Consider the following 12,382-nt stretch of genomic DNA (forward strand, 5'->3'; position numbering starts at 1 on the left):
CTACCCGAGCAAACGGTACAGCACTTGCGCCATTTCCGCTCGGGTGGCCGTGCCGTTCGGAGCGAGCTTTCCGGCGTTACCACCGACAGTGCCGGTTTGAACCAGCAGCGACATGGCGTCCTTAGCCCATCCGTTAATTTGTTCGGCATCGGCGAAATCCGAAAGCGTCTTGCCGGAATCGCCCTGCGGCAGCTGTCCGATAACCTTCAGCGCGTTATACAGTAGAGTGAACATCGCCTGGCGGGTAATCTCCTTGCCCGGAGCGTATTTTTTGTCACCTATGCCTGCGGTTATTCCGAGCCGCTTCGCCGCCGCCAGATAGCCGGAGTAATAGGCATTGCCCGCGTCGGAGAAGTTATCTGCCGGGTTCGCATCCGGCTCAATGCCGTAGGCACGCATCATCATGACGATAAATTCTCCGCGCGTTAGCCGCGCATCGGGGCTGTAATGACCGTTGCCGGTTCCGCTTGTCATTTCTCTTGCCGCAATGAAGCTCACGGCTTTGGTATACCAAGCACTTGGAACCACATCCTTGAAGCTCACCTTGTTGTACGCCACGGCGTAATCGCTGAAGTGAGTGGTCTGGAAGGTAACCCTGCCCGTCGCGGGAGCGTACTTTCCGTTCGGAATTGTCATGATCTTGCCGCTGCCGTCGATGAACCAGATGACGATGCTTTCGGGATTGGCAAGCTCGGCCGCAGTCGGGGTATAGGGTATGCTCACGGTCACGGATGCGCCCGGATTGCTCCCGTCGGTCCGTTTGCCGTCAATAGACAGCGTAAGCTCGATAAGCGGCTTGTCGCCTATGGCGGCTTTCACGTCAGCAGGCAGACGGTCCTTATCTCCCTGGCCGATGGAGATTTCCGCCTTGCCTCCGCTGATTCCGGAAACTCCTGTCAGCATGTTAGAAGGGACGGTAACGCTACCCATGCTGGTATCGAGGGTCATCGTACTTCGAGCATCAGTTGTCGACAGGCTCGGAAACGGTATGCCGACCGTATAAGTTTTAACGCTTGGAATGGAGGGCATCGCGATAAAAATGGTTTTGCCCTGATGCAAGCCCTGTGAGCCTATATCGACGGAGGCGGTTCCGCTTTTCGTATCGACGTTGATGGGTACAGCGGAATCGGAACCGCTCCCTGTCGTTACGTCGGCACTATAGGCCGGAGCTGTTGGCGTCGAGGGAGAGTTGCCGCCGTCTCCGCTGCCTGGAGCAACGGCGGACTCTGCCACAGTCACGCTCGCGGATCGGCTGCCTGTTTCATAGCCGGACGTGACCACAACGGTCAGCGCTTTCCCCTCGTCCTCCGCCGACACAGTGTATGACGCAGAGCTGCCCGGGATCACCCGGCTGCCCGCCGTCCAAGTGTATAGCAGATCGCCGATATGGTATCCGTCATAGGTCGCGGTTACCGTGTCTCCCGCTTTCGGGGCGGTGTTGTCAATCGTCACCGCGCCGTCCAATGCCTGCGGCGAGAGGTAGAAATCATCCACGCGAATTGCGTTGCCTGCATCGCCGCCCCACCGGGTTTTCACTTGAAAGCCCGTGATGGCTGTATATTGGTCGTTGGTATAACGGCCTGGACTGCCGGCAGATGTTCCGCTGCGATACCGGAACGCCTCGTCCTTTACAAGCACCTTGTCGTCCACCAACACGGTTGCCGCTTTTCTGTCAAAGTCCACAATCATCCGTATGGTGACCCAATCTGTGATGGCGACGGGAACTTCCCACGGACGAGTATTGGTAAGCGTCTGATTTTGGTCCGCGTTGTTATTCATAATCTCGTAAGTCCATTTGCCGGTATCGCTTACGACGGAAACGACGGGCACGTTCTCCACGCCGTTTACCGTGCCGAGCAAATGAATGCCGTTCATAATGCCCGCGCCTCCGGATGCTTTGGCCCGGAAGCTGAATTCGAACACGCCGCTATTAATGGGAGAGAAGCTGTAGCTCAGCTGTCCGTTTGTGTTGTTGGTCGCTCCCGACGTCACCTCCAGCGCTTTGGTATCGCCGTCCTGAACGACCGCAGCTTTATTCTCGCCGGGCGTTCCGGTATCGTTAAACGTCCAGAACGGCCTGCCGCCAATGGTTCCCGTAGTGACATTGTCCGCCTTAGGCCCAACCACCGTATCGCCGGCGGCCGCCCACTCGAAGTCGATCGGCGCGGAGTAGTCTGTTGTTGTGCCAAGGGCCTTAGCCGACGTTTCAGACAGCGTGCCGCGGTCTTTGCTGAATAGGCTGAACTCGTAGGCCGTGCCCTTCTCCAGGGGATATACATAGAAGCTGGTAGTGCCTCCCGGGACCTCCACGACCTGCTCCGTTCCTCCCCGCATGTAGCGGATTTCATAGGTCAACTGGGCGTACTCCCCGGCGTTGTCCGGCTCCTGCCAAGTCAACGTCGCGCTGTAGGCGTCTATGGATTCGACCGCCGCATTGCGGGGCGCATTCGGAGGAGGGATTTCCTCATCCAGGGACATGACATCGAGAGAAGCCTGCCAAGTGTTGAATTTCTTGCCTCCGGCCGTGGGAGCGGTCACCTTGGTTACGATATTGTTGCCATTCTGCGTAACTGTCATATTGTCGCCGCTGAGCTTATAGCCTTTGCGGTCCTTGATGGTCACGGTCACGCCATTGTTGCCGCTGGTCGGGTCGAGAATGCCAACTTCGACTTGCCCGTTGTCATGCTCGCGGATGATCACGCTCGCCGCTCTGTCGATCTCATAATTAATTCCCGTGCCCGGACTCGTTACGGTAGCCGCGGTACCGGCGAAATTGTTGATGAGCAGCACTTTGGCGGCATGATCATATACCGCGTGCAGGGTGGCTGTCTGTGCCGCCACCGTATAGCCGGGATTCGCGGCAAACGCCGCTGTCTGGTCTGCGCTGTAGTTCGGCAGCAGCACGTATTCGTAGGTATCTCCAGATGGGTTTGTGCCGTGGTTGATATAAATATCCGCGTACGGCTCGGTGATGGGCGTGTTGGAATAGTTGCGATTCGTCTCGTACCAGCTTCCGGTATGGTCCTGCAGGCCGATGGAAATATTCTGTCCCTCTCCGGGGAAAGCGTACCCGATCTGCGCCCCGTCGCCATAGCTGAGGTGGGCGTAGCTGCCCGGCGTAGCGGTCTTCTGATCAAACGCGCTGACCGCCGCCCCGTTATAGGTGAGTACCCCGCTGCCGGAGGGCAATCTGCGGCTCTCGATGGTTGTGTCCACCGGGCGGCCCTTTGTGCTTGTGACGTTGGAACCCAGTGCGATGATTTTATCTCCCAGCATGAACCAGCTTTTGTTGGCCGTCACGTCCATGTCCAGAGTTGATGGCGCTGTTGTGCCCTCGGCGGTGGCGCCGCTCAGATCCATCAGGAAACCGGACGCGCCGTACTGTTTGCCGTCCTTGTCCGTCAGCACGGAGGTGCCTGCCCAGGTGTGCTTGCTGTTCCTCCGGGAATTCGGACCGTTGTCCCTGGTGTACGCCTGCCAGCCATCGGCGCGGACTTCCACGGTGGAGCCCGGCATATGGACCGGATCGACTGTGGCAAAGAAGCTTCCCGCGTATTGGTTAATATCATTTTCGAGGAAAAGATACGTCATGCCGTCGCCCGTGTGAACGCCTTTGTAGTTCTCGCCGTTGCCGACCTCAAGAGGAAAGGTATTAATGTTGGTGTTGTTCGTAGAAACAGAGAAAGCGAAGTCATCCTCCCGCCAGAATACGCGGCTCTGGTTATTCTGAGCGAAGATCCCCTCCCATTCGCCTGCGGGCGTGGAGTCGCTGACAAACGCGGCCAGCTCCCTATTCTGACTCAAGTTCGTGGAATTCAGGATCTCCGGCGCGTGCTGCACCCAAGACTTGACGGCCGCCTTCACGGCCGACTGCTTCTCAGCGGGCACGACAGGATACAGGCGGCTCAGCAGGGCAGTAAGATTCCTGGCCCAGTTCGTCACGGCTTCCTGCCGGGAAATGCCGCGCCCGCCCAAGCCGGGCATGGCCGCGCCTTTCCACACGGAGGTCAGGTACGTGATATCGAAGGTATTCATAAAGTTGTTGAAATAGGTTTGGTTGAAGGTGATCGGGCTGCCGTCTATCGATTCGCCGCCCACCACGGACACAACGGTGGACAAACCGTTTAGAATGCTGATTCCGTAGCCCAGCGAATAGGCCCAGTAAGAGTGTGCGATTTGCGAGCCATCCCAATAATAGCCGTTGCCGCCGGTTTTGTTCGTCTCGATCGTACCGCTGGAGAACAATTCATTGGCCGCCTGCCTCACACGGGCTTCATCGTCCGCGAGCAGGCCGTGGGCCATGATGATGATACAGGAATCGATCTTATTGGCCGCTTCGGGGTTGCTTTGCAGGTTGAACCTGTCGTTCGAGCTGGGGCTGAAGATGTGGATGCGCTCGAGATAAGCTTCCTTCAGGTCCTCTGGGAAGCCCGTGTCTGCCAGCAGGGTCAAAATCTTGCCAGAGTTGCTAGGGATTCCGAGTCCGTAATGGTACCAATTGGCCGAGCGCTCCGAGCCTTGCGTCTTCGCGTCCGTATCGCCGTATTGCTCGATCAGGGCATTGGCGGCGGTATTTGTTATGCCGCTGTTTTTGAACACGTTGCGCAGCAGCCATTCCAGGGTAATGACGATATGATCGTACAGCTCGGGATCGTGATAGTACTTGCCAGGCAGCAGGAACGCCTGCGTCAATGTATACACATTGCTGTAGTGCGTGCCCACCGGGTAGCTCTGAGTCCCCATAGGCTCGGTGGAGATCGTCCACGGCCTGGGGCCGGTGAGCTGACCGTTCACGATCTTGCCCTTCAAGCCGTCCGGGCCCTCATATAGATTCTCCGCGATGGCGTAAACGCTGTCCACGGCGGCCTTCACAGCCGGGTCGGCAAGGTCAAGCGACTCGTAAGGCACCATGCTCTCCCGGTACTTTCTTCGCATACGCTCGATATCGGTGTAGGCTGGCGCTTCAACGGTCACGATGCTCGATCCGACTTTGCCGCTGCCGTCCGAGGCCGTGCCGGTAATCACCGCCGTACCGGGAGCTTTGGCAAGTATGAAGCCGTTGTTCTCGATCTCGACAACGCTCGTATCGTTCGAGGTAAACGTAAGCGCGGTGCCGTCCGCGGCTTTCACGCGCCGGATCTCGCCCTCCGGGATGGTCAGCGCGCCAGGTACGTTGAGGTCTATCGGCAGGACAATGTCGGCACCGATGACTGTCAGCGTGATCTGCCGCGAATGGCTGCCGGACACAGGGGCTGCCGCGCCGGTAAGCGTGTAGCTGTTGACCGCTTTAACGGTGAACGCGTGGTCGCCTGCGGTCCCTGATTCAGGCGTGCCGGATATCGTGCCGTCCTCTGCCAGGCTCAGCCCGGCCGGCAGGGCTCCGCTTTCCAGCGTCCACGTGAGCGGCGCCTTGCCGCGGCTTTCCAGTACCGCATTGAACACGGCCCCCTCCTTGCCGTCCTGCAGCTCCGTGGTCGTTATGAGCGGGTCACGCTGGTCATTGAACAGCTGAAATTCAAAAATAGAGGGCTGATACCCCTTGATAATGTGAAGCCTGACATACTTCGCCGTAAATGCCGGAAATTCAAACACATTCGGATTCGGGCTTCCGGTGGAATTGCCGCCCGGCAGGATCGTCGTTTCCGTCCGGTGGTAAGCATCCGTCCACTCCTTGACCTCGCCTTCGTCGTTCGAGTATTGGAGCTTGAATTCCGCGATGCGTTTGCGCGACTCCGATTGAGAGCCGCGATAGTTGTAGATGACAGCCTTGTTGATGGTCTGCGGGCCGGCAAAGGCCAAATCGACGGTATGGTCCGTGTCCTCGCCGCCGCCCGCTCCCCAACGGCCGCTGTCGAGCTTGCCGTCATTCATCTTCTCGGCCGGATTGCTAGCCCAGCCGACATTGCTGGCTATTATGGAGCCGCCTTGTGCCGGTACGGCCAACAGCGCGAGGTTGACGTTCGATGTGTCGGGGGGAATCTCATTCTCCATGGCGAACACCGCAGGCATGGCGGGAACGGACGTGACTAGAACCGCCAATATGCACAGCCACGACAGACCCCTCTTCCATTTGCTCATGTCATGATCCTCCTCTAGCGTGTTATAGCGATAACCCTCTAGCAAAACGTGTACTCCTTGTTCAAAAATAGCGCGTTCAGCTTCCAGCGGAAGCCTGCTTCCGTTGACAGCCCGAGCCGGAACGCACCGTCGCGCTCGTGCACAAACGGGATGGTCCGGCACTGATATCGCCCGGCGCGCATAACCTCCCCCGGCATTCTGCCGGAGAGATGGGGCAGCCCGATATGAGTCACAGATTCCCCCTCCTCGTCGCCCGAGACGACGAGCAGGTTATATTTCCCTCGGGGCAGCTCTATCCAGAATTCGCCGTCCGCGCTGCCCTCGATGAAATCCCGGCGCATGTCGTCCGGGGCGCTCCGGTCTTGGGCGGCCAGCCCCTCAAGCGACGCGAAGCCATACCCCCTATCCCCGGTGTATGCTTCCAGCCCCACCCGCTTGGGCGCTCCGAAAAACAGCAGCGATTTCCCCGTGCGGAAGTGTTGTTTCGGATAGGTGGAATCATAATTCCTCTCGTCCTCAGCAAGTCCGAAGTCAAATACGTACGGCGTGATCGGGTACTGATGCGCGTTGCCCAAACGGAACGCGCAGGTGCAGGCATCCACCGCCTTGTGAAATTCCGTGTGCCGGTCTTCTCCCAGGTACACTCTTCGATGAGTAAAAGCCGCCTGTCTCTCTTGTACAGAGGGACTTGCCCCGGACTGCGCCGTACCTGGCATGCCGAAGCTAACGGTTTCTCCCGGTTCCATCACTTTGGTGTAGACCATCTGGTTGCCAAGCGGGCTCAGATGAGCCGGGAGCAGCAAGCATAGCTTTTCTTGCCTCGAAGCCGTCACCCGAATCCAGCTTATCTCCCCTGCTTTCCGTTCGGCGGACACCTCGAAGCCGCCCGGCGCAAGCAACCCTGTGAACCTGCAATCCTCCCACTTCGGATACCGGCCTTGCAAATGCCAATCCAAGTGCCTGTATTCCGCTTGGGGCTCCCATAGCCCGTCATACCCATCCGGAACGGCGGGAAATACCTCGATATATTCATCCGCCTGAAGCAGCATCGTGTTCACCGCCATCACGATCCCGCCGGACGGCTCCGTCATCGCCGGCGGATACAGCGGCGGCTTCGTCACCAGGCAGTAGTTGATGAAGCGCTCGGACTCCTCGTAGCCCAGACCATTCGAGTGAAGAATGTAGTCAAGTCCCTCCTCATACAGGATCCGCAAGGCGGCGGTCCCCTCTCCGAGCTTTGCCGCGGCGCAGGCGACCCACCCGAAGCCGAACATGCCGGTCTCCGTATGCGAGGAGACGTATTTCAGGGTGTTCCGCATCACGTCCAATACCTCTTCCGGGCTGTGCCGGCTGACTTCTTCTGCAGGGAATATCGGCATCAGAACCGAGGGGTGCCGGAGGAACAGGTCGTCCGGAGCAAGCGCCGAGTCCTTCAACCGGCTTCCGTCGGCCGTTCTGGCATACTCCGGCAGTGCATCCAGCAGCCGCCGGTATTCCTCAGACTCGCACGCGGGACGCGACAATGCCTCCGCAGCCTGCGCCGCATATCTCAGCAGTTGCTTAATGGACGCGATCGTAATAACCGAATCCCTGGATACAGGCCCCTGCTCAGGCGAGATGTCCGGATCGATATGCAGAATGCCGTTCTCGTCCGGACGTGCTAGTTGCTTAAAGAACCGGATTTGCTTCTGGAACACGGGGTACGCGGTATCCATTAAAAACTCAATATCTCCGCTGTAGCTGTAATACTGCCAAAGAAACTGCGCGCACCACGGCTGAATGCAGTTGTACAGCGCGTGGGGATAATCAAGCGCCCAGCCGTCCGCGCCGTAGACGTCCCTGGCGAATCGCTCGGCATCCTGCCCGTACTTCAAGTACCCCTCGCAGAACAGCTTCGCAAGCTCCAGATGGTTCGAGGAGAACACCGGCCAGAACGCCTGCTGGATGTTCACGTCCCAGTACCACATGCTCCCCCATAGCGAGGGGCGGCGGATATCCCATAGTCCGTTCAAGCCGCAGGCTTGCTCCGGGTAGGCGCTGCCAAGACCGCTGGCGCATCCGATCAGGTACATATGCAGATGCCACAAGGTCTCCAGAAATTTGTCCGGCAGCTCTACCGTGCTGCGCCAGAACGCCTTCCACGCCTCGGCATGCTCCGCTTCCAGCTCATGCTCCATGCTCCTTAACAGCCGGGTCTGAGCCACGGCGGATTCCGTGCTGACCGAAGCGACAAGACAATCCCGCGTGACCGTCAGCGCCGTTTCGACCGTGATAACATGAGAAAGATCCCGCTCCGACTCCGGCTGGAAAGAGGATCTGAGCCAATGCGTGTCTGTCTCCAGCCCTTGGCTTACCGAGTATCCGCCCAATCCCCGTTCCGACGGGATGACAAGCCCGGCGTCGCCCCACAAGCCCGGCTCCGACTGACTGAGCTGTACAAAAAGGCCGTCCAACCTCTGGGCAATCCAAATGGTGCAGCCAACCTCTTGATCGCCCCCTCTCGCGACGAACACAACCTTGGCTTCCTCGATATTCAGCGCAAGGGAGTAGTCATCCGGCTTCATCTCCGGTCCTAGCGGAAGTAGAATCTCCCCCGCCATGGGATAGCTGGTCGTGCGGTAGGACGGACGGCTGTCCGGCGGAGCGGGGTTTAGCGTGTCGGTATAGTGCGAACGCTCATAGCCGGGCTCCCCGCGGGCTCTATCGACCTGAGCGCGAAGCTCTTCGTATGTTTTTGCCGCTGATTTCTCGCTTTGTCTAGCGTACCGGGGCAGGATCGGGTAATAACAGTCGTAATGGTTCAACGCGATATGAAGCGTGCGCTCCTCGAAGAAGACCATCGCGCCGAATTTGCCATTACCCAGCGGCAGCGCGGTATTCCAGCGGTTATCCACTCCGTCGAAACAGATTCGATGCGTCATTCCTTCAAAGCTCCTCCCGTCATATTGCCCATAATCTTATTCGATAGGAAGATGAACAGGATGAACGTAGGCAGGAACACGACGACCACGCCGGCGAACATCCCCGCCCAATCGCCGGAGTATCTCATGGACTGCACGATGACCTGCAAGCCGATGGACACGGTACGCATGGACGTCTGGTTGGCGAAGATCAGCGCCATAAAGTATTCATTCCAGACATTGATGAAATTGATGATGCATAACGCCACGATGCCCGGTTGAGCTAAGGGGAACATGATGCGCCAGAACGCTTTGGCAGGGCTGCAGCCGTCGATCTCCGCCGCTTCCTCGAGCGCCGTCGGCAAGGACGAGAAGAACCCGGACAGGAAGAAGATGGAGAACGGCACGTTCAAGCAAATATACAAAATAATAAGCAGCAGCTGCGAGCCGGTCAGCGAAAACTGCGCCGCCATCTTAAACAACGGAAGGATCAGCATGACCACCGGGACGGACATGAGCAGGACAAACGTGTTGTTCAAAAGCTTCCTTCCCTTGAATTGGAACCGGCTGAGCACGTAGGCCGCCGGCGCGCCGATCAGCACCGTCCCGATGCAGGCGCTCACGGAATACAAAGCGCTGTTCATGAAGTACACGCCCAGATTATGCTTCTCCATAACCCGAATGTAATTGTCGAAATGGAATCCGCTCTCCAGCAGGTTGTTCGAGAACACTTCCTTCGTTGTGCTCAGGGAGGCGAGGATGATCCATCCGATCAGCACGATGCTGAATACCAGCCAAAACAGCAGCACCAGGTAGCCCGGCGTAAGTCTTAGCTGGGCTATCCATTCCCGTTTATTCATCTTAAACTTGGCCTGCATTCCGACTCCTCCTCGCCAAGCTTTTTTTGTTCGGATTGATATCGACATCGTTCGGCATTAGCCTGTCAAGCAGCAGATTGACGAGCACGACCATAATCATGATCATGACGCCGACCGCCGCGCCCGCGCCCACATTAAGCGGAGTGGTGACATTGCCGGACGCGCGGCCGAATACGCTGTCGTACATGTAGACAAGCGGCGTGACGGTAGCAAGCTCCGTGCTGAACGAGAATAGCGTGGAGTAAGCGAAGAAGCCCATGGCCCCGGCGGAGTAAAGCACGATGCAGCGTTTGAAAATATCTTTGAGCAGCGGCATCGTAATGCGGAAAAACTTGGCGATTTGGTTCGCTCCCTCGATTTCGGCGGCTTCGTAGTAGTCCTTGGAAATACCGTCAATGCCCGCTGCCAGAATCAAGACGTAGAACCCAATGCTGCCATAGGCGTAAGCGATCATCATGGACAGAAAAAGGTTTTCGGGCGCGGTCCACTGGAAGGCGGCCAAGGAGGACAGTCCCAAGGACTGAAAGACCGTTTTGAACAGACCGTACTGATTATTGAAGGCATACTGCGTCCACATGGTCACCAGCGCTACCACGCTTATGATGTGCGGGAGGTAGATCAAAGACCGCCAGAAGTTTTTGAATTTAACGCCGGAGGTGATGATGACGGCTAACAGCGTGGAGATGACGAGAATAACAGCTCCCCCGATCAGCCAGATCTTAAGGATATTCGTCATGGAACGCAGGAAAAGAGCGCTGCCGAACAGCGTTTCGAAATTGTCCAAGCCGATAAACGTCCAGCTCTTCATGTCGTCCGTGACGAATTCCACATAGAAGAGGCTCATCAGCAGCGTTCGCGCGGTCGGATAGAGAAAAATGAACAGGAAGCACAGAACTGCAGGGGCCAAAAAGCTGATCATGAACAAGTTTCTGCCTTTGTGTCTCATCGTAATTTCCTTTCTTCGGACTGGAATGTAGGAGGGGAAAGCTTCGGATTCCAAAGCTTCCCCCTCCCATTAAAAGTTATGGACTGCCCTGTTATTGCTTGGCGGCCGAAGCCATGTTATCCACGAACTCTTCGGCGCTGATCTGTCCTGCGGCCAGCTTGATGAAGTTCTCGGAGAAGACCGGCTTAATCTCGGGATTGGACTCGATGCCGCCGCCTGTCTGAAGGATGACGTTGATGTCGTCAAACACGGGCTTCACGTCGGCGAGCTCGGCCGGCCAGTTGCCATCCTTCAGGGACGTGGTCATGCCGGCTTCCACGAAACGCGCGTCGCTCTCGGCCGAGTGCATGAACGCGAGGAACTCGGCGGCAAGCGCCGTATTCTCGGTCTTGGAGTTAATGGCCGTCATCGTCGCGCCTGCTGCAGCAGCGTTGGCGGCGAAGTTCTGACCGTCGGTCACATCGGGATAGTTGAACGCGCCCCATTTGAAGTCGGGACCGGCCACATCCTTCACCTCGACGGGCAGACCGGTGAGGTTGAAGTACATCGCGACCTTTCCGCTGCCGACATCCATCTGTCCGGAAGGCCACTTGTTGCCGCCGACGTTAGCGTCGAAATAACCTTTCTTGGCGAAATCCTCGAACGCCTTGGCAAACTCCAGCACGGCGGGATCGCGCCACTTGTCGCCGGTTGTGTCCGCCGCCAGCTCGATAACCCAATCCTGCCCTTTCAAGCGCTGCAAGTAGGTGCCGGAAATCCAGTGGGCATACGCGTCGTCGAAGGTGATCGGCGAATATCCTGCCGCCTTCAGCTTTGCTGACGCTTCGTCCAGCTCTTGCCAGGTCTTAGGAGCGGAGGTAATGCCGGCTTCCTCGAATGCTTTGACATTGTACATGAACAGGTTCAGCCATGGCTTGTAACCGACCGCCACCTGACCGTCCCAGATGTCCGTCTGCTTCTTCGGCGTCTCCAGCATGGACGGGAGAAGAACGTCGGTCAGGCTCTTGCCGCCTAGAACGTCGAAGGGCTGCGCGATGATGTCGCTCAGATCCAGCGCATAGGAGCCGAGCTGGCCGCCGTACTGCGTGGGATAATCGAAGATGTCGATTCGCTGGCCGCTCTCCAATGCGGGCTTTAGGGTTTTGCTGAGGTCGCGTCCGGACCAGTTGATCGTAATTTTCGTTCCCGGGTACTTGGCCTCGAATGCTTTGGCGACATCCGCCCAAGCTTCGCCCTGGGGCTCTGTATCGTTCCACATCGTCCAGAACACCAGCTCTCCCTGCAGCGACGGTTCCGGTTCGCCGGACGGCTCGGACGACGGTTCGGAGCTCGCCGGCGCGGGCGAGGAAGAATTGGCATTCGAATTGGGATTGGAATTGGATGGCGACCCGCAGGCGGCGACCGTCAGAATCAGCGCGGTGCTAAGGATCATCGCCAGTCGTCTTTTCTTGCTCATTGTTTTTCCCCCTAGATGGTTTAATTTTTTGAAGATTCTGAATATCTGCTTCATATAACTGCGTCTTACTATCCCGATTGTACGAAATCCGATATCCTGATGAAATGCAATATAGTGTCTTGTA

General features: G+C 57.6%; 5 protein-coding genes. All 5 read right to left on the minus strand.

Going from position 1 to position 12,382, the window contains the following annotated elements; genetic code table 11:
- The 5 genes from NQZ67_RS06615 to NQZ67_RS06635 are packed head-to-tail and all read right to left on the minus strand — an operon-like array spanning nucleotide 1 to nucleotide 12,258.
- Entirely contained in the window at nucleotides 1-6,078 is a 6,078-nt protein-coding gene (locus NQZ67_RS06615; RefSeq protein ID WP_257443934.1) for a polysaccharide lyase family 8 super-sandwich domain-containing protein, read from the minus strand.
- Between the two features lie 38 nt (nucleotides 6,079-6,116).
- Nucleotides 6,117-8,999 (minus strand): glycosyl hydrolase family 95 catalytic domain-containing protein, encoded by a 2,883-nt coding sequence (locus tag NQZ67_RS06620; protein ID WP_257443936.1) that lies wholly within the window; start codon nucleotides 8,997-8,999, stop codon nucleotides 6,117-6,119.
- On the minus strand, nucleotides 8,996-9,856 hold the full coding sequence (locus NQZ67_RS06625) for a carbohydrate ABC transporter permease (protein ID WP_257443938.1): 861 nt from the start codon (nucleotides 9,854-9,856) through the stop codon (nucleotides 8,996-8,998). Before NQZ67_RS06625 ends, NQZ67_RS06620 begins: the two co-directional genes overlap by 4 nt.
- The gene (locus tag NQZ67_RS06630; RefSeq protein WP_257443940.1) at nucleotides 9,840-10,856 is read right to left on the minus strand and encodes a carbohydrate ABC transporter permease; all 1,017 of its coding nucleotides are present in this window, start codon (nucleotides 10,854-10,856) and stop codon (nucleotides 9,840-9,842) included. The genes NQZ67_RS06625 and NQZ67_RS06630 overlap by 17 nt, the downstream gene beginning before the upstream one ends.
- 37 nt (nucleotides 10,857-10,893) lie before the next feature.
- On the minus strand, nucleotides 10,894-12,258 hold the full coding sequence (locus NQZ67_RS06635) for an ABC transporter substrate-binding protein (protein ID WP_257443942.1): 1,365 nt from the start codon (nucleotides 12,256-12,258) through the stop codon (nucleotides 10,894-10,896).
- Nucleotides 12,259-12,382: the final 124 nt, after the last annotated feature.

Origin of the sequence: Paenibacillus soyae (assembly GCF_024623455.1) — a bacterium.
GTDB lineage: Bacteria > Bacillota > Bacilli > Paenibacillales > Paenibacillaceae > Pristimantibacillus > Pristimantibacillus soyae.

What these genes read in the sequence shown, in the direction of transcription:
- NQZ67_RS06615 (WP_257443934.1), bottom strand. Translation starts at nt 6,078, where the DNA reads ATGAGCAAATGGAAGAGGGGTCTGTCGTGGCTGTGCATATTGGCGGTT.
- NQZ67_RS06620 (WP_257443936.1), bottom strand. Translation starts at nt 8,999, where the DNA reads ATGACGCATCGAATCTGTTTCGACGGAGTGGATAACCGCTGGAATACC.
- NQZ67_RS06625 (WP_257443938.1), bottom strand. Translation starts at nt 9,856, where the DNA reads ATGCAGGCCAAGTTTAAGATGAATAAACGGGAATGGATAGCCCAGCTA.
- NQZ67_RS06635 (WP_257443942.1), bottom strand. Translation starts at nt 12,258, where the DNA reads ATGAGCAAGAAAAGACGACTGGCGATGATCCTTAGCACCGCGCTGATT.